The organism is Paenibacillus sp. MER 99-2 (assembly GCF_023714095.1).
Lineage (GTDB): Bacteria > Bacillota > Bacilli > Paenibacillales > Paenibacillaceae > Paenibacillus.
Map to the genome: position 1 here is coordinate 59,122 of NZ_JAMAUZ010000004.1, position 24,564 is coordinate 83,685.

A 24,564-nucleotide genomic window follows, 5' to 3' on the forward strand; every position below is an offset into this window, starting at 1 on the left:
ACATAATCAGCAGCTTGAAAGGAAGACAAGAAGGAATGCTACGAGTTGAACATTTATCCCACTCGTTCCGCAACGCACAAGGAAGTGTGCCGGTGCTTCAAGATATTAATCTGACGATTGGGAAAGGCAAGATGGTTGCTCTGCTGGGCAGCTCAGGTTCAGGAAAGTCCACTCTACTTAATCTAATGGCTGGGCTGATGAAGCCCGATCAAGGGAAAATACTAATTGCTGATCAGGATATCGTTCGCTTCAGCGAGAATCGTCTGGCGGAGTTCCGTCGCAGCCATATCGGTTTTATTTTTCAATCATATGAGCTGTTGTCCAATCTTACGATTCGGGAAAATGTAGAGCTGCCGCTGGTGTTTATGGGCGTGAGTCCCTCCAAGCGTAAGGTCAAAGCGTTACAGTTGCTGGAGCAGGTGGGGTTAGGTGAGAAAGTTAATCTGTTCCCCTCCCAATTATCTGGTGGTCAACAACAACGAGTCAGTATTGCACGCTCACTCATCACCGAGCCATCGGTTATTTTCGCGGATGAACCTACAGGAAATCTGGATACGGAGACCGAGGAAGAGATTATTGCGATTTTGCAGAAGCTTAATCGGGAGATGAACACAACCTTTGTCATTGTGACGCATGAAGCAGAGGTCGCTGAGCAGATGCAGGTTGTACTTACCCTACATAAGGGTGTGCTGGTTGAAGAGACTGCACAAGAAGCTTGAGGTAGAGGAGAGAAATTGTGAGATTACTGGATGTATTACGTATGGCCTGGGGACAGATCATTCGTAGGAAGATGGTAACGCTGCTCTGCATGATCGGTCTGTCCATTGGCTCGGCGGCAATGATTATTGCGCTTAGTGTAGGGCAATCCGTACAGACCTTTAGCGAGCAAACGTTAAATGCCAATTATAAGATGGATGAAATTACGATTTCGCCTAATGAAGGTATTCGTACCGGCAGCGGTAGTGGAGGGCAGAAGTCCAATTTTGAACGGGGAGCTCTGACCTTAGAGAAGATTGAGATTATTCAAAGACTTCCGCATGTGGTTGCTGTCGCACCGATGTTGAAGCTGGACACATTAGAAATGGTTCTGCCAGACGGACGCAGCACTTATGTTGAAGTCATTGGAACGGAGCTTGAAGCACTGCGAGGATTCGGATACAGCTATTCGCAAGGACGCGGGGCAGAGGATGGACGAATTGCGGTGACGAGTTATGGGGCTGCGTTTGGACTGGTGGATCCCAAGGTAACTCAGAAGTTAATCGAACAATTGAATGCCGATCCGTATAATAACGATCTCTTGCAGCAGTACACGGAGATGTCAGCGAAGCAAGATCAATTAGTACAGCAGCGGGTTCAGTTTCGATATGAAGATTATACCAATCCAGGCAAAACCAAACTGAGCGGCTCTGTGACCGTGTCTGGAGAATTGACGAAGCCTTCTAATATGGATGATTTTACTGCCCAAAATGATAAAAAAGTATATTTGCCGCTGGATACCGTTCGTGCGTTGCAGGATGAGTTAGGCATACAACAGGCAGATCGTTCGGCTGCAAAGCGCCTTAACTCGGCTCTAGTCAAGGTAGAGAATAAGCGCTATGTCTCTCAGGTTGAGGAACAGATCAAAAAACTGACATTAAATACACAGAGTAATCTGTTTCAAGAGGAAGCGATGTCGAGTCAGCTAGCGACGTATCAAAAGGCTGCTATGGGCATTGGCGGTTTTATAATGCTGCTGGCTTCCCTATCCATTATTGTAGCTATGATCATGTCTACGCATCAGCGTCGCAAACAGATCGGTGTCATGAAGGTGCTTGGTGCAAATCTATGGCAGATTCGCAACATGTTTATCACTGAAGCGGCGATGCTTGGCCTGATGGGCGGCGTGGCTGGTGTAGGCATTGCCTATGCTGCGCTGGGTGGGGTGAATAGTTTGCTGGCAAGCCAGATGGCAGATCAACAGAACGGGCCAATGACAGTCATTATTGAGCAGTCCGCTCTGCCGCTCGGCATTGTTTTTGCTGTGCTGGTTGGGGTTGTTTCCGGTATCTATCCGGCCATTAGCGCATCCCGAACGAACGCACTGAGCGTAATCAAGTCGATGTAATATACAGCTTGCATAAGGAGAGAGAGAAACTCCCCAAACTTTATCAGCGAAAGGGAATATGGGCACATGAAGAAATGGATTAAAATCATCATCACAATTGTACTATTAGCAGGCGTTGGCTATTGGTTATATGAGAAGTACAAGCCTAAGCCGGAGTTGCCAGTAGAAGTTCCCCCTCCAATTACATTTGATGTGACACAGGAAACAATGACGCAAACCATTCAGGTGAAGGGAAAGTCCGTATACACCGACCAGACGGATGTATTCTCTCCATATGCTTCGAGCATCAAGCAATGGCATGTGAAGAGTGGAGATCAGGTAAAGAAGGGAGATATTCTGTTCACATTAGATACGACAGCGCAACAAACAGAAGTTCAGCAACTGGAAAGCGATCTGGAGAAAGCTCGGTTAGATTATGAACTCAATCAGGTTAGCGTTGAGCAAGCAGGAATGACGGAAACGCTTGGTGTAACCGAGGAAGAACGCAAGAAGGCTTTTGTTGAACGGGAGGGCAAACGCCTGACAAGCGAATTGAATCAGAAAGCATTAGTTCTGAAGGAGCAGGAGATACAGAAAAAGAAAGATGTGATGAGCAAAGCCGTTGTCTACGCTTCCGCGTCTGGTATTTTCCAGATGAATGACGAGGACAGCAAAACACGTGCAGTGACAGAGGGACAAGTGATCGGGTCCATTACGAACACCAGTAAACTGAAGTTTATGACGATTGTTGGAGAAGAAGAGATGTTCAGGCTCAAGGTCGGGATGCCCGTTCAGGTACGAATGACCGCACAGAAAGATCTTAAATTTACGGGTAAGGTAAGCAAAGTGTCCAAATTTGCACGCAAGAGCACGGACACGGATCTGAAACAAGCTTCCCAATTCGATGTGGTCATTGATCTGAAGCCAGACGCAAAAATGTTTGGCGGGGTAAGTCTTGAGGGAGATATTGAGACAACGCGCAAAGACAAAGCCACAGTTGTATCCAGTATAGCCATCATGCGTGATCAGACGGAACCTTATGTGTTACTCGACAAAGGAAATGGACAGACCGAGCCACTGACGATTAAAGCCGGGATGGAGTCAGGTGATAAAACAGAGGTGCTTAGCGGTCTGAAACCGGGAGATGTTGTAGTCATCCCTTAGGGGGATTTGCTACCTATTAGACAGAGGAGTGTTCCAATGAGAGGTTCATTGTGGCAAAATAGGCCATGATGAGCCTTTTATTGGCTCTGGGAAAGGGATTCTCGAATTCCTGCCAAATTGTTGGAAAAAAATATAAATAATTTTAGTTAATTCAATTTACAGTAATATTTACATGTCGTATAATCGAGCTATGAGGAGGTGAACACGCGATGGGAGGTTTGCAGGCGAAGATCCTTTTTTATAACCTCAATAAGTAAGCGCTTACTAAAATGAAGTAGGCACGTTCGTTCGTCAATTCATCACACCATTTCATCTTCGTTTCTGTTACACACACAATCAACATCACCCACATGATTACCGCATGGTTCGACCCACACATCCTTAGTTACCCACAATTCCAGTCATTCTGACCTACGACAAGCTCCGGTGTTTAAGTGTATGGTTCTGTTGTCAGTATGTTCTTCGTTCCTTGGCTATTGTCTTGGTTATTGTTCAACATGAATGAATCCCGCATGGAGGTGTTATTTCCGCTCATCCGAACGTTCTCTACGTGCTATGCATCATGCTAACACAGAGGATCAAAAAATGAGTATAAACCAAATCTAACTAAAGGAAAGGTGGAACTATGAAGACTAAATTGAAAGCTAAATCGAGAGGTAAGAACGTGCTGCGCAAAGGTGTAAAACAAATGCTGGCAGCTACGCTGCTTGCGGCGGGTATATTCCCTGGGATGTCTTCGGGTATAGCTCAGGCGGCAGAGGCGCGTGTGGACAACCCGTTTGTTGGAGCGACGGCTTATCTGAATCAGGATTATTCCGCTCTTGTGGATACATCTATTGCGCTCACCAATGATGCAACGCTAAAAGCGAAGATGGAAACCGTCAAATCATATCCAACCGCTGTCTGGATCGACCGCATTGCTGCCATCTACGGTGGTACGGATAACGCGGGACGCAAAAGCATCGAGCAACATCTGGATGCAGTCCTTGCTCAGAAGCAACCTGGCGTACCTATAACGGCATCTTTTGTTATCTATAACCTGCCAGGTCGGGATTGTCATGCCCTTGCATCTAACGGAGAACTTCCCCTAACACAGGCTGCACTACAGACATATAAGACGGATTACATTGATGTCATTGCAGACATCTTCGCAGATCCGAAATATCAGGATATTCGGATTGTTGCGATCATTGAACCGGATAGCCTGCCGAACCTTGTAACGAACCTGAGTACACCAGCCTGTGCTCAAGCGAGCTCAACAGGTATCTATGAAGATGGCATCAAATATGCGCTGGACAAGCTGCATGCCGTTCCAAACGTATACAATTATCTGGATATCGGGCACTCCGGCTGGCTTGGATGGGATACCAATCGTGCACCTGCCATTGCTCTTTACACTAGTGTAGTACAAGATACAGCAGCAGGTCTGCAAAGTGCTGATGGTTTCATCACGAATACAGCTAATACGACTCCTCTGAATGAGCCAAATCTGCCTAATCCGGATCTGAACATTGGTGGACAACCGATTCGCTCCTCCAGTTTCTATGAATGGAACCCGTACTTTGATGAGACGGACTTCACTGCAGCGCTCTATTCTGGATTCGTTCAAGCAGGATGGCCGACCAGCACAGGCTTCCTCATTGACACCAGCCGTAACGGATGGGGCGGGGTGAACCGTCCAACATCGGCTATAGGCAGCAATATCAACGACTACGTGAATTCTGGACGGATCGATCGTCGTGATCACCGAGGCAACTGGTGTAATAACAGTGGCGCAGGTATAGGGGAAGCACCTAAAGCTGCTCCAGGTCCGGCGCATCTGGATGCGTATGTATGGGTGAAACCTCCAGGTGAATCGGATGGCTCCAGCTCCGAAATTCCGAACAATGAAGGCAAAGGCTTCGACCGGATGTGTGATCCAACCTTCATCACGCGGGATGGCGTATTAACAGGTGCATTACCTAATGCTCCAGTCTCGGGTCACTGGTTCCATGATCAATTCGTAACCTTGGTGAAAAATTCATTCCCGGTTCTGCCTGCAAATAATGGTGGAGGCAACCCTCCAGGAGGTGGTGACACAGCTCCAGCAGCGCCAACCGCATTGACTGCTTCTGCGGGTAACGCTCAGGTGTCATTGGCTTGGACGGCTTCTGCAGGTGCAACGAGTTATAGTGTGAAGCGTGCGCTAAGTCCTTCTGGACCGTTCACTACCATTGCAGCGAATGTAAGTGGAACATCATTCAACAATACTGGACTGATCAACGGCACAACGTATTATTATGTTGTGACCGCCAAGAATGCAGTAGGTGAAAGTGTTAATTCTACGACAGCCACAGCTACTCCGGTAGCGGGTGTGACAACGCCAGCAGCACCGACAGCATTAACTGCAACGGCAGGCAACGCACAGGTTAACCTGACATGGACGGCCTCGGCAGGAGCGACAAGCTACAATGTGAAACGCGCAACAAGTGCAGCAGGTCCATTCACTACCATTGCGGCCAATGTGAGCGGAACCTCGTTTACCAACACAGGGCTGACGAATGGCACAACGTATCATTATGTAGTAACGGCTGTGAATACAGCAGGTGAAAGTGTTAACTCTGCTGCTGCTTCTGCTACACCTCAGAGTGTAGTTGTGCCAACGAGTGACCTCGTATTGCAGTATCGTGCAGGGGATACTAACGCAACAGATAGTCAGATCAAGCCATATTTTAATATCAAAAATGTGGGTACAACCGCTGTGAACTTGAGTGATCTGAAGATTCGTTATTACTTTTCAAAAGAGGGCACAGCCGCAATGGATTCCGCGATTGACTGGGCACAGATCGGTGCGTCCAACATTCAACGCACCTTCACGGATTCCTACGTGGAGCTCAGCTTCACATCAGGAGCTGGAAGTATCCAGCCTGGTGGACAATCCGGAGAGATTCAGCTTCGGATGTATAAGACGGATTGGTCGAGCTTTGACGAGTCTAACGATTATTCCTATGATCCAACCAAAACATCGTATCAGGACTGGAGCAAGGTAACGCTCTATCAAGGTGGAAACCTAGTATGGGGAATCGAGCCATAAAAGGTTGTTCAAAAAAGAAACAAATCGTTTTGAACACGAATTGTAAGCGATAATTGAATCACAGTAACCGCAATTCTCCAAGTGGTGGAGGATTGCGGTTTTTACTATGTCATACGGGAACGGTTCATACATATGTCGAGCTAATTGGCAACAAACACTGAATATTAATCATTTTCAACGGATAATTACCTATGGTGGAAACGGGAGGATGTCTATAATAATACCCGATGGCAGGATCTTACTGCTCCTGACTGCTGAGATCGAAGGGGGACAGTGCTGAATTAAGTCAGATAAGGGCTAGGTTGATCCGATTTATTGTAAGCGCAATCATTTCTTTGGCGTCACTATTCTGTCTTAAGGAGAGTGAAGGTGGATGAACTCAGAAACAACAACACAGGTGCAACAGAGAGCGGCTTCTCGTCAGTATGGTAATCGTAAAAAAACGGGGATGCCACTCGCAGCAAAGGTGCTCTCTTCTGCACTTAGTGTGGCATTGCTCTTTGCTGGAACAGCTGGAATCGGCGGGGCAACCGCCGCTGCAAACGGAGCAGGTTCAGCAGAGGTAGGTCTGCAATCCAGTAAGGGAGGCGGGCATGTGAAAGACATTCAATTGGAATATCTGGATCGCGGACTTGTGGCGGCGTCGACTTCAGAAGGTGTCTTTCTCAGTTGGCGTTTGCTTGGAGATGAAGCTACTGGTTACAGTGACCAAGGACTGACCGGTACTAATTTCAACGTCTATCGGGATGGGAAGAAAATCGCTACAGTTACGGACAGCACCAATTATGTAGATAAATCAGGCAAAGCTTCCTCTCGTTATGAAGTTGCTGCAGTGAATGCGAAAGGCAAAGAAAGCAAACGCAGTTCATCGGTCAAACCTTGGGCGAATGGTTATGTTGATCTACCTTTGCAAAAACCAGCTGATGGCGTTACTCCTGCTGGAGAAAAATACACGTACTCGGCGAATGATATGAGCGTTGGTGATGTAGACGGGGATGGGCAGTATGAGTTTTTTGTGAAATGGGACCCTTCCAACTCCAAGGATGTATCCCAAAAAGGCTATACAGGTAATACTTACGTAGATTGTTACACGCTCGATGGACAGTTGTTATATCGAATCGACCTCGGGGTTAACATCCGTTCAGGTGCCCATTATACACAGATGCTGGTTTATGATTTTGATGGGGATGGCAAGGCTGAATTGATGTTCAAGACGGCACCAGGTACCAAAATCGTGAAGTATAACAAAAAAGGAAAAGTAACGTCCGAGAAATATATTACGTTACCCAAAGAGGATCGCAAAGCAGGATATTCTCATGAGGATGACTACCGCATGAGTGCAACGGACTACTACAACCATGTTGTAGATATGTTCAAGAACTGGCACAAGCACGAAGAAGTGGTTAAAGGCAACTGGCCTGCTACGCTGGAAGAAGCATTTGGTATAGAGAAAAAGTATAACTATCCGCTCTCTGAAGCCGATGCGAAGAGTCTGGCTGACTACTTCATTGATGTATATGCGCCAAGCCGTAGTGACCGTAATGAGCTGCGCAAATTTGAAGGATTCGTAGTGGATGGCCCCGAGTATGTAACGGTGTTTGAAGGGAAATCAGGCAAGGAACTGGAAACGATCCCATATGAACCGGAACGTCACGATGATGGTCTGATGTGGGGAGATTATGCGATGAACCGGATCGAACCGGCAAACCGTGTAGACCGCTTCCTGGCAGGGGTGGCGTATCTGGATGGGAAGAAGCCATCTGCGATCTTCGCGCGTGGGTATTATACCCGCACGACGATGGTTGCTTATAACTGGGATGGCAAGAAGCTCAAACGTGAGTGGAAGGTAGATAGCGGCTGGACGCCAATGAAAAATCCATTCAATGATGGACCTCATGGCGTAGACGGTACAGATCCAACGTATGGTGAGATTACAACACAAGGTGCACACTATTTCAGTGTGGCTGATGTGGATGGGGACGGTAAACAAGAGATTGTATACGGCTCTGTTACGATAGATCATGACGGTAGCGTGCTATATAACTCGAAGGATGTCATGCCTGCTGAAAGTGCAGCGCCAGGAACGATAGCGCGATTGGGACACGGCGATGCTCTGCATGTAGCAGATATTGACCCGGATCGTCCAGGGCTTGAGATCTTCATGGTGCATGAAGGTGGGCCATGGGCTCCGTATGGATACTCTCTGCGTGATGCGAAGACTGGTGAAGTGATCTACGGTGGCTACACTGGTAAAGACACAGGACGCGGAATGATTGGAGATGTTGATCCAACTCGCCGTGGACTGGAGACGTGGGCAGTAGGATTGTGGACAGCCCAAGGTGAGAAAATAAGTGATACAGCACCAGGTACGAATATGAACATTCGCTGGGCTGGAGATATGACGACACAGATCGTGGATGGCGCTATTGATGTCACACCTACCATCAAGGATTGGAACCGGGGTACGTTGCTAACCGCAACAGGGACGCTGACCAATAACTACACCAAAGGTACACCTGGTCTCGTAGCAGATATTTTCGGGGATTGGCGAGAAGAGATGCTGGTGAGAACAGCGGACAGCTCTGCAATCCGCATCTACTTGAGCACCGAGGAGACGGATCGGAAGCTGTACACGCTCATGCATGATCCGATGTATCGTGTAGGTATTGCTGGACAGAACAGCGGGTACAACCAGCCTTCTTATCCATCCTTCTATATGGCTTCGGATATAGACTGGTCAAAAGTACCACTGCCTAAACTCCATACGGGTAAGGGCGGTAAGTAAGCTGAACCACAAGTGAATCCGGATTGAAGTATGGATATGCGGAATGAATGATAGTAAACACCTATGAAGTTAATGAAAAAAGCTAAAGTTGAAGGTTAATGTTGCAAACTAACCAGTGAACGATGAAGTTTAGATGGGCAAATTATGCTCTGCATCAGTTATTAGTTAGGCACGTTAACTGCTTTCATTCAGATGAAGGCAGCATTTGGAATAGGCTCTGACAGAGTCCCATGGTTCAACACATGAGGCAGTCAGAGCTTTTTTCGTATGTTTAGAGGTTCGTATGGTCAGGTCAGCCACTCATTATAGGTTTTTCTTTTACACGGAGGAAGTGACTTGGATGCTAGGATGAATGACATGATTGCTGTTCAATTCTTCTGCTCTTGCTCACGAACATCAGAATGTAAATGCTGCACAGAGGCGAGATCCTGAAGCACAACCTGTCCCTGCTCATAGGCGAGTGTAGTGATGGAGCATTCGGGGATGAGTGTATGTTGTACAGCAACGAAATCAGGAACCCATGTGTGAAGCTCTTGCGTGGGCAGGGTGTGAACGAGGAAATCCGTAATTAACCCGCCATGTGTGACAAGGATATAATGATTAGTCGTAGTCTGCTCAGGTTCAGACAGCGCTAACTCAGATAGAAAATGGGCTAAATGTTCCCCAGCCTGTCTGGCTGAATCACCTACTGGTGGGATATAGTCGGGTTCACGCGTACAACGATTCCACATCTCGACGAATTGTTCGAAGGTCTGGTCAGGGGCATCTCCCCAATTAGCACGCTCACGGAGTCGTTGATCCTTCTCTACAGGAATTGCATTAATAAGACTGATGTGACTAGCCGTATCTATTGCTCTTCGAAGAGGGCTGGAGAAGATACGGGCATTCGGCAATTTTTTGAAATATTCCGCGGTCTGTTCAGCTTGAACCGTCCCTTTCTCCGTTAGTCCGACATCTCCTATATGCTGTTCCTTGATTCCATGTCTAACAAGATAAATCATCATGCTCATGATCATAGACCTCCTAGATAATTTAAATATGGAGTTACTTTTTCTCATTGAAGAGTAGTTTTTGCATCTATCTAATTAGATTATCATCTAATTTAACAGTATTATATCAGTTTTTTAATTAAGCTACATAGATTGATCTAGACATTTACACTTTAACGGAGAGGACAGAAAAAAACCTGAAAAAGCGGAGCGTTCGCCTGAAAGCTTTCTGAAAGAAAGCTACATCGGAAGCATAAGCTATCCCCGGATTTTCCCCTTTGGAAAAGGGAATTCGAAAAATCTGAGGATAACAGCGATTGGAAGGTTGTTCTGTCATTGGAGTGGACTGTGTAAATATTTGTAGTTCAATTTATATAGGTAGTTTAATTTAGGCAAGGGCTATTGGTACAATAGGGGAAGTGAGGATTACTGCAGCGAGGAAGGTGTGCAGAATGAACCAAGAGCAAGACGTACCTATGACAGGCAGTTTGTTTCAGGAGCAATTACGAAGCGAGAACTGTGAACCTCGTTTCTACGCCTATTATTACAAGCAGTGGAATAACTACCGGATGAACTATCATGATCATGATTCTACAGAAATTATGTACATTATCTCGGGAATGTGTCGTGTCGATGTGCAGATGCCAGATGGGAGCGAGGAGCAGACTTTGTTGAAAAAAGGTCAGTTTATCCTGATCGATGCCGGTGTCCCGCACCGCTTGTTAGTCGAGGATGGTGCTGCCTGCCGCATGCTGAACGTTGAATTTGGCTTTGCCGTCTCCGCGTCGTCGGCATCGGTTCAACCTTCTATTCGCCACTTGGCAATGGAGGAAGAAGAGGTGCAGCAATTCCTTCAGCATGCTTGTGCCTATCTGGTACTGCCTGACCCCGAAGAGGTGTATTACATTATGAAAAGCCTCGTATTAGAGCTGGATCAGCGCGGATTATCAGAGCAAGGCCGAAGCTTCCAGCCGATCGGGGTGATTCCTCAGGAAGAACGGTGGGAGCATCGAGAGGCACGAAATTTAAAAGCCTTGGATCAAGGCATTCTGGTGCGTACCCTATTTATTCAACTGTTGATTCGTGTGGCGCGTCTGCGTGGGGAGATGAGTCGGAGTGCCTCGGATCAGACGGAGCTGTATGTGAAACGAACGGTGGAATTCATGCATCAGAACATGGATCGTAGCATTCAGATGAAGGATATTGCGGCGGCTGTGAATTTACATCCAGGGTATTTGCATCGTATTTTCCGTCAGCACACGCAGCGAACACCAACAGACTATCTGACGATGCTTCGGATGGAGAAGGCTAAGATGCTGCTGCAACAGACCGATATTCCTATATCCGAAATTTCCGATTATGTCGGGGTAGGGAGCCGGCAATATTTTCATATGTTATTCAAAAAGTATACGTCTCTTACTCCAGTAGCTTTTCGTTCTTCGAAAGACCGTCATGTCAGTCACTACCCAATACATTCAATGGAAGAGTGAAGAGACATGCAGAGCTTGCGGACAATCTTCAAAGGTTAGGATTTTTGACAATCTCAACCTGAAACAAGTCATGATTTTGATAACGCTTCCTTCACCTCCGTTGTTACAATGATTTCACGAAGTACATCCATATGAGATGAGATCATGACCGAAGCACAAATTTCGGATCACGGGGAGGAATTAGCAATGTCTTTTAAAGTGGCATTTATCGGTGCGGGAAGTATTGGGTTTACACGAGGGCTGTTGCGCGATTTGTTAACTGTTCCAGAGTTCCGCGATATTGAGATCGCGTTCTGTGATATTAATAAGCATAACCTGGACATGGTTACAGAGCTATGTCAGCGGGACATTCGTGAGAATGGACTGAATATTACAATCCAGCCAACGACAGATCGCAGAGAAGCGCTCAAGGATGCAAAGTATGTGCTTTGCACCATTCGTGTAGGTGGACTGGAAGCTTTTGCAACCGACGTGGATATCCCGCTCAAATATGGTGTTGACCAATGTGTAGGCGATACGCTCTGTGCGGGTGGCATCATGTATGGGCAACGTGGGATCGCCGAGATGCTGGACATATGTAAGGATATTCGTGAGCACAGTGCACCAGATGTATTGCTCTTGAACTACTCCAACCCGATGGCGATGTTAACTTGGGCATGTAATAAGCATGGAGGCGTGAGAACGATTGGGTTGTGTCATGGTGTGCAGCACGGGCATCATCAGATTGCGGAAGCATTTGGACTGCAAAAGAGTGAAGTCGATATTATCTGTGCCGGAATTAATCATCAGACTTGGTATATTCAGGCCTCTCACGAGGGACGGGATCTCACGGGTGATCTGCTTGAAGCCTTCGAGAAGCATCCAGAGTTTAGTCGTACGGAGAAAGTGCGAATTGATATGTTACGCCGGTTTGGCTACTATAGCACGGAATCGAATGGTCATCTTAGCGAGTATGTGTCTTGGTATCGCAAGCGTCCTGAAGAGATCACAGACTGGATTGATCTAGGTAACTGGATTAATGGTGAGACGGGTGGATACTTGCGTGTATGTACAGAGGGAAGAAACTGGTTTGAGACGGATTTCCCGAACTGGATGAAGGATGAGCCGATGCGGTTTGTTCCAGAAAAGCGTGGGGAGGAACATGGTTCCTATATTATCGAAGGACTTGAGACAGGGCGGGTGTATCGTGGACACTTTAACACTGTGAATCATGGAGTCATTTCCAACTTGCCGGATGATGCGATAATCGAAGCTCCGGGGTATGTGGATCGTAATGGAATTTCAATGCCGCATGTAGGTGATCTTCCACTCGGGCCAGCAGCTGTATGTAATGTGAGCATTTCAGTCCAACGGCTTGCCGTTGAGGCGGCTGTCCATGGAGATGACACGTTGCTCCGCCAAGCCTTCATGATGGACCCGCTCGTTGGTGCGGTATGTAATCCGAAGGAAATCTGGCAAATGGTTGATGAGATGCTGGTTGCTCAGGCACAATGGCTGCCGCAGTATGGAGAAGCGATTGCTGCCGCTGAAGCGAGACTGGCTGCGGGTAATCTCATTCCAACGAAGGAATATGAGGGTGCTGCGCGTCTCAAGGTGAAAACGGTGGAAGAAATGCAGCAGGATCGGGATGCAGCGAACAAAAATGCAGGTGAGTCCGATAAAGGGAAAGATCGTGAGAAAGTACAGCAATAGTGTAGGCGTCGGATAAGGGATTCAGCCGAAATAAGTGGAGGCTTACAAGTTTGTTTCCTTCGGAAACAATGTAGTTGCTCACGTAGGTTTGCCTACTCTCCACTACTTCATTTCAAGTTTCATCCTATCTTCTCGGTACTGAAAACCGTCCTTATTAATATACACTCCTAGTTATAAATAGTGATGTGCCCCAGTTTTCGTGCTGGTGTGTATCACTATTTTTTTTATTTTCGATGTTTGTTATGATAAACATATTACCTTTACAGACATAGTAATATGTCTTATAGTATACCCAGGTTAAGGAAAGTCGGTGAGTCGGTCAGATGCAAGAGCAAACCATTAATAGTGATTTGATTCGAGGAAATATTGATCCCATGATTCTGAGTGTGCTTCTGGCGACAGATCATTATGGGTACGGCATTATTAAGGAAATCTACCGCAAGAGTGGGGAACGGTTCGAATTGAAAGAACCAACGCTCTATTCTAGCTTGAAGCGGTTGGAGTCGAATGGATATGTAGAATCGTACTGGGGAGAACAGACGCAGGGCGGTAGACGCAAATATTATCGAGTCACTTCGGAGGGTCGGATAGCCTATGAGAGACAGCTTCAGGATTGGCAAGCAGCCAAGACGCTGATTGACAGCATGATCATTATATCTAGAGCAGAGGGAGATGAAGGATAGATATGAATCTAGAAGAACGTATTTCAAGGCATATAGAACGACTGTTTGAACATGCGCAGGATACAAAAGCGAACAGAGAATTGAAGGAGGAGATACATAGCAACCTTACAGCCCGAGTGGAGGATTATATCGATCAGGGAATGAGTGAGGAACAAGCTTTTGAGAAGGCTATTCAGCATATTGCCGGTCTGGATCAGATTATGAGTGATCATCATCAGGTACAACGATTCCCTTATTGGACTGCGGTATTGCAGTCTGCATTAATCTACTGTTTGATTGCGTGGATCATTACCATTCCGATGAGAGTTCTGATGGAGGGTAAGATCGTTAACTTTTGGCTTATGATTGCAAGTGCACTTGTGGGAGGGGCATACCTGTTATATATGTTGGGCAATCGAGAACGTCAACGGGATGCAGAAGCGACGACTGTCATTCGATCAACAGCATTAAGGAAGTGGACGCGCATCGCCTGGTGGATGTGGGGTGCATTGATCTTGGTTATGTGGGGAACACAGGCTGCATTAAGATTCGGAAGTAACATTTGGTATAGTCGCCCTGTTCAGGTGGAGGGACCTTATCAATTTGCTGTACTAGTTATTGCTTTTGTGATCCCTTTGCTGACCATTATCGTGCCGTTGGTTGTGCAGAAGGCAGGGCGTTTAGTAAGGGAATTTGAGGTAGGTGAGATCAGAGGATGAGGGAGAATCGTTGGATCATCGTGTTAGTGCTTGTCGGACTCGTAGCTCTTACCGTGGTTGAAGGGATTATTAATCCTAGAATTGAAGCGAAGCAGCAGGCTTATGCTGCCGAGCAGCAGAACCCTTTAACTCATGATTTTACCGCCTTACAGAAATATCGGAGTGCATATATGGGAGACTTCTCTAATCTGAGCCATCTGAATCAGGGGTTACCTTTGGCTGAATATTTGAATGGTTATCAGCTATATCCCGATACATTTACGGCGGAAGTGAAGTACAGTTTACGTTCGGATGAGTTGCAGGAGGAAGAACTGAAGCGGATGCTTGTTTACAATGCAACTGCCAATTTTGTACTGATTGATAATTTGGAGCACATTGTGTACCAGTTGGAGGATACGCGGTATTCTTTAAGTCGAGAGGCTACAAAACAATGGGCTGGACTTGAATTAGATGCGCTTCAGATCACAGATGAGTGGGATTCACATGTACGTAAACAGCTCGTGTCAACCGAGCAAGTGAAGGTCGCTTTTTCACAAATTATTGACAATTAAGCGGTATGAACTGAACGGAAATGGACAACATACTCGACTCTTCTCCCATGCTATGTTATTATAAGTCTCTGATAACGTGGTAACGAACTAAAGCGTTTGGCTTGGTTTATAGACATGGAGGGGTAAGAGAGATGAGAAAAAAAGCGATTTTACTATTATTCATCAGTATATGTATGATTATTGTGGCTGGATGCTCCAGTTCCGGAAGCAAGGACGATAACACCATTATTGTGGGAATTGATGATAAGTTTGCACCGATGGGGTTCCGGGATGAACAGAATGAAATTGTTGGCTTCGATATTGATTATGCGCGGGCAGCAGCGGAGAAAATGGGTAAAGAGGTTACTTTCCAGCCGATTGATTGGTCTTCCAAAGAGTCTGAGCTGAACAGTGGCCGGATCGATATGATCTGGAACGGATATACGATTACGGATGAGCGTAAAGAGAAAGTGCTGTTTACGAAGCCGTATCTTGAAAATAGTCAGGTTGTCATTACGCTTGCAGGTTCACCGATCACTAAGCTAGATGAATTGGACGGTAAAAACGTAGGTTTGCAAGCACTGTCCTCTGCGGCAGATGCACTGGCGGCAAGTCCACTGAACGACAAAGTAAAAGCTTCCGAGTTCAAAGATAACGTACTGGCTCTGACAGATCTGAAAACGACTCGTCTTGACGCGGTCATTATCGATGAGGTTGTTGCTAGGTACTACATGGCGAAGGAAGAGGGAACTTATAAACTACTGGATGAGTCCCTTGCTCCAGAGCAATATGGTATTGGTATCAAAAAAGGAAATGAGACTTTGCTGAACGATCTGCAAAAGGCGCTTGATGAGCTGAATGCGGATGGCACAGCAGCTGAAATCTCAACCAAATGGTTGGGTGAAGATAAGGTTTTGAAATAGACAGGCGATGGCCTGACATACCGATGTGAATGGAGCTGGCTTGTCCAGATGTTCGCTACCATAATGACCCCGTATTCCGCAATGGAGCATGTGATGCTTCCGCGAGGAGTGCGGGGTTAACAGATTAGAGGAGACATATTCATGAGCTGGGATTATATATTAACGGTGATGAAGCCTATGCTTGAAGGGGCTCAGACAACGATTTTGATGTTTTTATTGGCAATTGTTCTATCTATACCGCTTGGTTTTGGTATTACGTTAATGATGCGTAGCCGGTTTAAACCACTTGCTTGGATTGCACACACTTACGTCTATGTGATGCGAGGAACACCACTATTACTGCAAATTTTGTTCTTCTGCTTCGGTCTTCCGCTGTTGCCAGTTATCGGAGAATATCTAGTGTTTGATCGTCTCGTTGCAGCGGCGATGGCATTTGTGCTGAATTATGCAGCATACTTTGCAGAGATCTTCCGGGGCGGCTTGCTCTCCATTGACAAGGGGCAACATGAGGCAGCGAAGGTACTTGGACTGTCTAAGACCCAGACGATGGTAAAAGTTATTATTCCACAGATGATCCGTGTGGTGTTGCCCGCAACGGCGAACGAGTCGATTACGTTGATCAAGGATACTGCACTGTTATATGCTGTCGCTGTGCCTGAATTGCTGTATTATGCTCAAGCTGCGGTGAACAGAGATATTCAGTTGATTCCATTTTTTATTGCTGCAGTTATGTATTTATTGATGACGCTTGTGCTTACCTTGCTATTTAAGGCATTGGAGAAGCGTTTCTCGTTCGAGTAATAGCTGAACTAGACGGATATTTACACCTGTTACTTCAATAACAGATCAATCTTCTGACATGGTGTCGGAATGAATTTTCAAATTATTTAATCAAAGGACTGTGTATGGATGACACATATAATAGAAGTAACTCAGTTAAAAAAATCATTTGGTGCACTGGATGTGCTCAAACAGGTGTCGTTTAACGTTGCACCCGGCGAAGTCATCGCTGTCATTGGCCCGTCTGGTTCGGGTAAAAGTACGATGCTACGTAGCCTCATTCATCTCGAAGAGATCACAGGAGGCACGGTTCGCATTCAGGGGCAGAAGCTGGCGGAGAACGGGAGTTATGCAAATGCTGCGGAGATTCGGAAGATCACTGACCGGATGGGCATGGTATTCCAGCATTTTAACCTGTTCCCCCATCTGACTGTACGAGCGAACCTGGAGCTGGCTCCGAAGACGTTGAAAAAAGAAAGCACAGCAGTTATTCGGCAGCGTAGTCTGGAATTGCTCGGCAAAGTAGGGCTATCGGACAAGGCGGATGCTTATCCAGCGAATCTGTCTGGAGGGCAGAAGCAGCGGGTGGCGATTGCCCGTGCCTTGATGATGCAGCCGGATATTCTGCTCTTCGATGAGCCGACATCTGCACTTGATCCAGAGCTAACAGGTGAGGTGCTCCGTGTAATTAAGCAGTTAGCACAGGAGAACATAACCATGATGATCGTGACCCATGAGATGAGCTTCGCCCGTGAGGTAGCGGATCGCGTGTTCTTCATGGACAACGGAGAAATTGCCGAGGCCGGCCCACCAGAACAGATCTTTGGCGCGCCGAAACTGGATCGTACACGGACGTTTTTACAACGAGTAGAGGTGGAAGGGTAATTAAAAATATGAACACGTAATGAGGTATTTCAAGATACTGTCGTTACGTGTTTTTTTGTTGCTTTACACCGTGTGAAATGCATGGATTTAAATTGCAATGATATGGAGGAGGTAAATTAAACCAGTTGTCGAATGAAGTAGTATTACATCTAGGGAGAGATTAGGTATGCGATATGATTCAGATGTGTTGATTATTGATGAAGTATTTGATTTGGATCCTGAAGAGTTCCAGAGTGTAATCCGTTCAATTAAATATTCTATGAGAGTAGGAGATACTTTTTTTATCATGACTCCATATACTCATGAAACCTACTATGTAGAGGCGATCGAAGAATATGACGACCATTGGATTATTATTTACAATGGAGGAAGACGAGTACCTGAAAAGAACGTATTTCCTCTATTCTCAGTTGGTTCTTTAATTAATATGTTGTCGTACGACCACGATTTTGATCTTCGAACTGCTGGACGTAAATGGATTGTAATATTCGATCATTGCCATGAGTACGCATCAGATGAGGATGAGCTTCTTGTTTCGTTCTTATGGTATGTACTTAAAGATTTATGTGTACGAGGTTTTATCAGCCGCGAAGAATGAAGTTAAAATCGCTAATTGCGAGACATATGAAAAAAGCCTCTTCAGCCTATTTGGTAATTAGAGGCCTTTCTATGTTTTCTCACTTAAGAAATATATCCGTCAAACAGCCATTCTCCTTCAGACGAACGGACAAAAGAAAACTCATATGCGGCATGTCCTTCTGAACCCTCTGAATAATTGTAATGGGCTACGAAGAGCATAAAATGACCTGAATCCGTCTGATCGTAACCTCTGAATTCTAACTCATCCCACGCTAATCCGCTAATGAAGTTGACCTCATAAGAATGACTTTCCTTTGCAATGATGAATTGCTTGTTATCCTGAGATATTTCCACGTTTGGTGAAGAAATGGACTTCATGTATGCAGTATCCCCTGACTCCATGGCAGCAATGAGCTTGAATGTCATATTCAACGTTTCTCTTAGATTATTTCTAATCTCCTCACTATTTACATCTACCTGAAGTTGATTGATCTGTTCCTGAAGTTGTTGGTTTTTCTCTTCAAGTTCCTTGATCGTTTGCGCCTGATCCTGGTTCTGCTCCGCTTGCTGCAACGTATCGACAGGTGCTTCAGATGAGGTACAACCCGCCATCAAACCAATTATGGATATCAATATAAGAGCAATTTTGTACATCATATACCTCCCATTCCTTAAGTTAGAATAACATATTTTTACTATTGATACAGGCTTGATTTATTGAAAAGCGGGAGAGTTTACACTAAAGAAATTCATCTATTATGCGTCGTCACTAAACGTCAATGTCGGTACGTAGTTACGTCAATTAATCTATTCCATACAGGACTTTAGATGTGTTTGTAGTCTAATACTTCATTTAACTGCCATTTAGACCGATATACACCTAGGATAAACAGTAGTTGGAATTTAAAGAAAGGATTATAAAATATGCAAACCTTAGATAAGAGAAAGATCATACGAGGAACCGTAATATCATTCCTATTGGTAACCATAGTGTTTGGTGCCTTTCTTGTAATTGGGCTCATTAACAACAAGAAACTTGCAGAAGGATTCATCAACTTGAAGGATCTAGAACCAGAAACAATATCTGCTGGAGATTACGTTGAGATCGAGTTTGAACGAATCCATCCTGTGTTTGCAGAGTTCTACATGCAAAGAGAGGGAGATAAATCCCAAATGAACAAGCATTATTTTTATCTGTACCCGTACAAAGGAAAAGGGCTTGTGGTTAAAGTGTTGTGGCCTGATACGAAAAGATATGATTCATTGGCACAGACATCGAATAATGGTGAAAACGCAATAAACTTTCCAATTGTGAGCAATGGCAAGATCGAAAGTATGGATCCTGAATTGGTCAAATATGCTAACGAATACATGGAGGAATACGCTAGCAAGTCTGTTGGGACGGCTAATATGGAGAAAGAGATTTGGCCTTACATGGTGAATCTGAACATTCCATCAGGGCTCACTGAGGATCAGTCAGAGCAGATGTATACGATGTTTGCTGGAATCTATCTAGGAATTTTGGCGCTAATTGGCCTGATTATGATTGGAAGATTGTCACAGCTGAAGCACCAACAACGCAAGCTTTAATCAAGATTTATACATATTGTTGATTTTAGAATCGTAAAATAAATACATCTAATGCTCGAAAGCCTATAAGGTTTTAAACTTAGAATTATTTAGTGCAAAGTAATCATTCACTGATATTAACTTTCTTACATAAAAACACATATTGGATTTTCGCATAATCCAGTATAATGATAATACTTCATGAATAGGGAGGATTTACCTTTGGATTACCGACAGAATGATGTGGATCAGAATTATAATCAGAATCAGAATCAACACCCGAACTATAATGATCCACTACCACCGTTTCCGCCTTATCCACCATATATGGCACCGAAGACTAACGGCAAATCAATCGCAGCACTTGTGTTGGGGATATTGTCGATTATGATTCCATATATCGGATTTATTATCGGAATCGTAGCTATTATTTTTGCAGCACTCTCACTTAAAGAAATCAATGTTCGTATGGAGCAGGGGAAAGGGCTAGCCGTTGCCGGGCTGGTCTGCGGGATTATCGGCACACTGATTTATGCACTGATCATTTTGTTTATTATCGTAGCAGTTGTCCTCTATGGGGATGCGTACTCATCTACGTATTCACTCACGTATCTGTTCTAAGCAGATATTTCAGGCTACATGCATACCACCTGAAGGCGGAGCATGTAGTGTGATTTTATAGGGTTAATCATTAGACGGTCTGTAAGGTATGTAGTTACCTGAGGATCGTCTTTTCTGTTATCCATTTTGGTAGCCGCAAAAATAAAGAAGATACATAGCGCATAATCAACACCGCATCGTCCCAACAAAAAAAGCAAGGCAGATATCTGGCAACCACCTTCGCTCTTAAGTCGAAGAGAATGCATCAATGATATCCGCCTTGCTAGTTATCTTTTCTTTTTATATATGAAGTGCTGCTTCACCTTGAACGACTTCGCTTTTCTCAGCACGATGCACCATGAAGTAGGTGAACGAACCTGCCAATCCTACAATGGCAAAGATCAACAGAAGACCGATCTGATCCCATGCGACACCGAATTGGCCACTTGAGATTACCGCTTTATATCCAGTCACACTGTAGGTCATCGGCAACCATGGGTTGAATACTCTTAGCCAGTTCGGGATAAGTTCCAGTGGGAACGTACCTGCACTTGTCGTCAATTGGAAGATCAGCATGAGAATAGCCAGGAACCGTCCTGGATTCTCAAGCCATGTCACGAGAGCCTGGATAATGTACATGAAGCTGAGGCTGGTGACGAAGCTGAATAAGAGAAACAGTGGAACGCTTTTCACCTCAAGCCCCAGTCCTGACAGAACGAGCCACGAAGCGAGCAAAGATTGAATAGCACTCATTAATGTAAAAGCTAAGGTTCGACTGACAAAACGATTCCAACCACTCGCATCTGTGACTGAGCTATTGCGCGTAGGTACAACTAATGTTGCAATTAGAGCCCCGACGAATAAACCCAAGGAAAGGAAATAAGGGGAGAACCCTGTTCCATAGTTAGGTACCTCGTTATGCTTCTGTTCTTCGACTTGAACAGGTTCAGCATACATGGATACAAGTTCATCCGTCTTTTTCACACTGGACGTCTCTTCCGCAGCATCAATCAGTTTGCTCGCAAGTTCGCCTGATCCGTCGGTTAACTGCATGGTACCATCCTGCAACTGGGCTGCGCCTGCATCCAGCTGTCTGGAGCCGTCTGCGATTGTAGTGATGCCGCCTGAAAATTCATTCATGCCAGCCACTAATTTGTCTGCACCAGTATTCAGTTGATCTGCGCCTACGGCAAGTTTGGCTCCGCCCGCAGCGGCTTCAGATAATTTGGCATTGAACTGTTGTAAGCCTCCAGCTAATTGCTCCTGTCCAGCAGAGAGCTGGGAAGCACCTTGAAGCAATTGTTGTTCACCTTGTACAAGCTGTGTGCTGCCTTGATGTAATTGCTGTTGAGCTGCTTGTAGGTTCTGGCTACCCGTGACCAATTGTTGTCCACCTTGAACTAATTGTTCACTACCCGCAGCAACCGCCTGACTTGCAGCAAGCAATTGCTGTACGGCCGGATTACTGGCGAGCTCTGGGCTTGCCGCTGTTAACTGAGCTAATCCTTGTGCAACAGCTTGAGCTCCTTCGCTTACTTTGCTGCTACCATCAACAGAAGCCTGAATACCTGCTGTTAACTTCGCACTGCCTTCTTCGGATGCAACGAGACCAGCCTCCAGTTTAGTAGCACCATCATGAGCAGATTGGATACCTGCTTGTAGTTGCTGACCTCCAGCTTGAGCTTGTGTGGCTCCGTTCTCCAGCTTCTGACCAGCAGCGGCCAGTTGGGAGAGTCCACTGGATAGAGAGTTTGCGCCTTGATGAAGTGTGCCGATACCATCTGCGAGTGTACCTGTACCGTCTTGCAGGGTTGCTGCGCCAGCTTGCAGTTGATCTGTGCCGTCCACGAGTTTGGACAGGTTTTGTTTTAGTTTGCTAGCTCCATCATTCAGCTTCGCTGAGCCCTCATTGAGCTTGCTCGCACCATCGCCCGCGTCAGACAGACCACTGGATATCGTTGCTACCTGATCTAGCAGTGTTTCGGTGTAGGATTCAGTGACCTTCGCAGATACCTTTGCCTTAATCTGTTTGACTGCGGTACCGCCTATCTGCCCTGCCAAGAAGTTGTAACCTTCATTAGGCTCGTATATAAGCTCTGCTGGTGTAGGATGGTCATCCATTAGCGTTGTAGCTTTGGCGGAAAAATCCTCGGGAATCACAATCGTCATATAATACGTATTGTCATTCATGCCTTGATCCGCTTGCTCACGACTTACAAACTCCCAGCGGAAATCATCACTTTTTCTCAATTCATCGACGAGATTATTGCCGACTACTAAGGTTTGGTCATTAAATGTAGCACCTTGGTCGTTATTGACCACAGCTACAGGAAGCTCATTCATTTTGCCATAAGGATCCCAGAATGCGTTGAGGAACATGCCGCTGTACAGCACAGGAATAAACAACACCACGAGGATTGGAATGAATACTTTGGGTTTCTTGAAGGATGATTTTATATCTTGGAAAAATACTTGTATGGATCTCATTATGCGCTCTCTCCCCATTATCACACTATCGTTATTATTTCTTTATTGTTCTGTATGGCGTGGGGCCAGTCTCTAGGTTGGTGATAGTCCGCTTTGGAGAAACTGACTCACAAATGACTGTATCTGAGCCTTGTGTAAGGCTGGATTCGTTTTGTTCCAATCGGAGGTTAAGGTGACATACAATTTCAGGAGCACAAAAGAGACGATCTTGGGATTGTCTTGGCGAATCTGTTTCAGCTCCATAGCTCTCGTAACCTGACGCTCCATATATTCAAGAATGGCTGACTCTACCTTTTGTAAACCCTCCTTCGCTTGTGGTGTGCCGAACTCATTGACCTCTTGAAACAACTTGATTAACAATTCATGCTTCTGCCTGTACTCCAGTAGGGCATCCATGCTCTGGTGCACATTGTCGAGAAAAGGTTGATCGTCTTGCACGGTCTCTTCCGTAATGTGTTTCATGTCTCTTATGATGGAGCGTAGAATCTCCCTGAACAGTTCTTCTTTGTTATCGAAAAAGGTGTAGATCGTGCCTTTGCCTACATTCGCAATGCGGGCGACTTGTTCCATCGTTGTGGCCTTGTAACCAAATAAGGCAAACGATCGTTCTGCCGAATTCATAATTTGCTGCCTTCGATCCATAGCAGCCATAGGTTATGCATCTCCTTTATGATGTGGGATGGTGATCATAGTAGTGAATCCTGTTCAATATGACCAGTTTACTATTTCGGTCAATTGGTCGTTAACAAATGTAGCATCTTCCTGGGGGAGGAGAAAGTGATCTATATCATATTTTTAATAAATGTTTTGAGTTATGGAAGTGAAGTGTTTGGAAAATAGAGCTGAATTCTGCTATCTTAGATTTTGATTATATGGATTATTTTGTATGATAAAATAGCTTTATTCTATGAATAGGGAACAGGTGAGATTGAGATCAATCATTTCATATATGAGGGTGAATAGAGTGAGAAAAGCAGCTAGTATGCTAGTGTTGTTGTGCCTTGCTAGCGGAATGGCGGCATGCAATGACTTGAACAGAGAGGCCAGCTCGCCAGAAGATCAAAGTAAGGAGAATGTAGAAATAGAAACAGTAGCCGTACAGCAGGAGACTGAGTCGGAGGGCAGTGAGACCAATTTTGAACAAGGTGTATTTATTGATTGGGAGCAGGAGCATGATCCTCTTCTTAATGATGAGATCCAAGAGGTATTGAAAGAAGCTCTAGAAGCTAACGTGAGATCAGATCAGGCTGCCTTTCGAAGTTTGTTCTTAGTTCCAGAAGTAGCTGATCGGCATTGGGGACAATTCGGAGGGAACGTAAAGTTTACGGAGATTGGGCACGTTTCCGAGGACACAACGAAGAACCACATTCTTGTAGGTGTGCTCGGTGAAATAATGAGGGATACCAACGATATAGAGGAATATGGGATTACGTATTATTTTGCAGAAGACGAAGGTGGAAAGTGGGGCTTGGTAGCCGTTGATTGATTGTAGATTAAAGCAGGGTGACGGGGTGAAAGGTATTAAAACAAACACAACATCTTCGAAGGAATTAA

The 24,564-nt window shown here is 45.4% G+C and carries 21 protein-coding genes; 17 read left to right on the forward strand and 4 right to left on the reverse strand.

Annotated features, from left to right (window positions below):
• Positions 1–35: 35 nt before the first annotated feature.
• The 5 genes from M3636_RS18830 (at position 36) to M3636_RS18850 (ending at position 9,105) form a co-directional block, all read left to right on the forward strand.
• Positions 36–719 (forward strand): ABC transporter ATP-binding protein, encoded by a 684-nt coding sequence (locus M3636_RS18830; RefSeq protein ID WP_251383597.1) that lies wholly within the window; start codon positions 36–38, stop codon positions 717–719.
• Positions 720–736: 17 nt separating this feature from the next.
• Positions 737–2,104: an ABC transporter permease gene (locus tag M3636_RS18835; protein WP_251383598.1), complete on the forward strand. Its 1,368-nt coding sequence runs from the start codon at positions 737–739 to the stop codon at positions 2,102–2,104.
• A 66-nt stretch (positions 2,105–2,170) separates the two neighbouring features.
• Positions 2,171–3,247 (forward strand): efflux RND transporter periplasmic adaptor subunit, encoded by a 1,077-nt coding sequence (locus M3636_RS18840; RefSeq protein ID WP_145407224.1) that lies wholly within the window; start codon positions 2,171–2,173, stop codon positions 3,245–3,247.
• 625 nt (positions 3,248–3,872) lie between these two features.
• Positions 3,873–6,320 carry a glycoside hydrolase family 6 protein gene (locus M3636_RS18845; protein ID WP_251383599.1) on the forward strand — a complete coding sequence of 816 codons (2,448 nt, stop codon included), beginning with the start codon at positions 3,873–3,875 and terminating at the stop codon, positions 6,318–6,320.
• Between the two features lie 448 nt (positions 6,321–6,768).
• Positions 6,769–9,105: a rhamnogalacturonan lyase gene (locus M3636_RS18850; protein ID WP_251383756.1), complete on the forward strand. Its 2,337-nt coding sequence runs from the start codon at positions 6,769–6,771 to the stop codon at positions 9,103–9,105.
• A gap of 368 nt (positions 9,106–9,473) precedes the next feature.
• Here the strand turns inward: M3636_RS18850 and M3636_RS18855 are convergent, their stop codons facing one another.
• Entirely contained in the window at positions 9,474–10,115 is a 642-nt protein-coding gene (locus tag M3636_RS18855; protein ID WP_251383600.1) for a histidine phosphatase family protein, read from the reverse strand.
• Positions 10,116–10,570: 455 nt separating this feature from the next.
• Here M3636_RS18855 and M3636_RS18860 point away from each other — a divergent pair, with 455 nt between their 5' ends.
• The 9 genes from M3636_RS18860 (at position 10,571) to M3636_RS18900 (ending at position 18,373) form a co-directional block, all read left to right on the forward strand.
• A complete protein-coding gene (locus tag M3636_RS18860) occupies positions 10,571–11,584 on the forward strand; it encodes an AraC family transcriptional regulator (RefSeq protein ID WP_251383757.1) in 1,014 nt (337 codons plus the stop codon).
• Positions 11,585–11,770: 186 nt separating this feature from the next.
• Complete coding sequence (gene melA, locus M3636_RS18865) at positions 11,771–13,276, forward strand: alpha-glucosidase/alpha-galactosidase (RefSeq protein WP_251383601.1); 1,506 nt, start codon at positions 11,771–11,773, stop codon at positions 13,274–13,276.
• A gap of 323 nt (positions 13,277–13,599) precedes the next feature.
• Positions 13,600–13,959, forward strand: coding sequence for a PadR family transcriptional regulator (locus M3636_RS18870; RefSeq protein ID WP_145407228.1), 360 nt, complete (start codon positions 13,600–13,602; stop codon positions 13,957–13,959).
• Positions 13,960–13,961: 2 nt separating this feature from the next.
• On the forward strand, positions 13,962–14,657 hold the full coding sequence (locus tag M3636_RS18875; protein ID WP_251383602.1) for a permease prefix domain 1-containing protein: 696 nt from the start codon (positions 13,962–13,964) through the stop codon (positions 14,655–14,657).
• Positions 14,654–15,208: a DUF4825 domain-containing protein gene (locus M3636_RS18880; protein ID WP_251383603.1), complete on the forward strand. Its 555-nt coding sequence runs from the start codon at positions 14,654–14,656 to the stop codon at positions 15,206–15,208. The genes M3636_RS18875 and M3636_RS18880 overlap by 4 nt, the downstream gene beginning before the upstream one ends.
• 131 nt (positions 15,209–15,339) lie before the next feature.
• A complete protein-coding gene (locus tag M3636_RS18885; RefSeq protein WP_145407231.1) occupies positions 15,340–16,110 on the forward strand; it encodes an amino acid ABC transporter substrate-binding protein in 771 nt (256 codons plus the stop codon).
• A 141-nt stretch (positions 16,111–16,251) separates the two neighbouring features.
• Entirely contained in the window at positions 16,252–16,911 is a 660-nt protein-coding gene (locus tag M3636_RS18890) for an amino acid ABC transporter permease (RefSeq protein ID WP_145407232.1), read from the forward strand.
• A gap of 108 nt (positions 16,912–17,019) precedes the next feature.
• On the forward strand, positions 17,020–17,775 hold the full coding sequence (locus tag M3636_RS18895) for an amino acid ABC transporter ATP-binding protein (protein ID WP_285859049.1): 756 nt from the start codon (positions 17,020–17,022) through the stop codon (positions 17,773–17,775).
• A gap of 166 nt (positions 17,776–17,941) precedes the next feature.
• Positions 17,942–18,373, forward strand: a complete 432-nt coding sequence (locus M3636_RS18900) for a P-loop NTPase family protein (protein ID WP_251383604.1) — start codon at positions 17,942–17,944, stop codon at positions 18,371–18,373.
• An 83-nt stretch (positions 18,374–18,456) separates the two neighbouring features.
• Here M3636_RS18900 and M3636_RS18905 read toward each other — a convergent pair whose 3' ends face one another.
• Positions 18,457–19,008, reverse strand: a complete 552-nt coding sequence (locus M3636_RS18905) for a DUF2570 domain-containing protein (protein ID WP_251383605.1) — start codon at positions 19,006–19,008, stop codon at positions 18,457–18,459.
• A gap of 270 nt (positions 19,009–19,278) precedes the next feature.
• On the opposite strand from M3636_RS18905, the gene M3636_RS18910 reads away from it, so the two are divergent.
• Complete coding sequence (locus M3636_RS18910; protein ID WP_353056301.1) at positions 19,279–19,944, forward strand: DUF6709 family protein; 666 nt, start codon at positions 19,279–19,281, stop codon at positions 19,942–19,944.
• A 180-nt stretch (positions 19,945–20,124) separates the two neighbouring features.
• On the forward strand, positions 20,125–20,544 hold the full coding sequence (locus M3636_RS18915) for a DUF4190 domain-containing protein (RefSeq protein WP_483311528.1): 420 nt from the start codon (positions 20,125–20,127) through the stop codon (positions 20,542–20,544).
• A 279-nt stretch (positions 20,545–20,823) separates the two neighbouring features.
• Here M3636_RS18915 and M3636_RS18920 read toward each other — a convergent pair whose 3' ends face one another.
• Together M3636_RS18920 and M3636_RS18925 are read right to left on the reverse strand one after the other, a co-directional pair.
• The gene (locus M3636_RS18920; RefSeq protein ID WP_251383606.1) at positions 20,824–23,010 is read right to left on the reverse strand and encodes a YhgE/Pip domain-containing protein; all 2,187 of its coding nucleotides are present in this window, start codon (positions 23,008–23,010) and stop codon (positions 20,824–20,826) included.
• Between the two features lie 72 nt (positions 23,011–23,082).
• Entirely contained in the window at positions 23,083–23,661 is a 579-nt protein-coding gene (locus tag M3636_RS18925; protein ID WP_145407236.1) for a TetR/AcrR family transcriptional regulator, read from the reverse strand.
• Positions 23,662–23,974: 313 nt separating this feature from the next.
• Between M3636_RS18925 and M3636_RS18930 the strand changes: the two genes are divergently transcribed.
• A complete protein-coding gene (locus M3636_RS18930; protein WP_251383607.1) occupies positions 23,975–24,496 on the forward strand; it encodes a hypothetical protein in 522 nt (173 codons plus the stop codon).
• Positions 24,497–24,564: the final 68 nt, after the last annotated feature.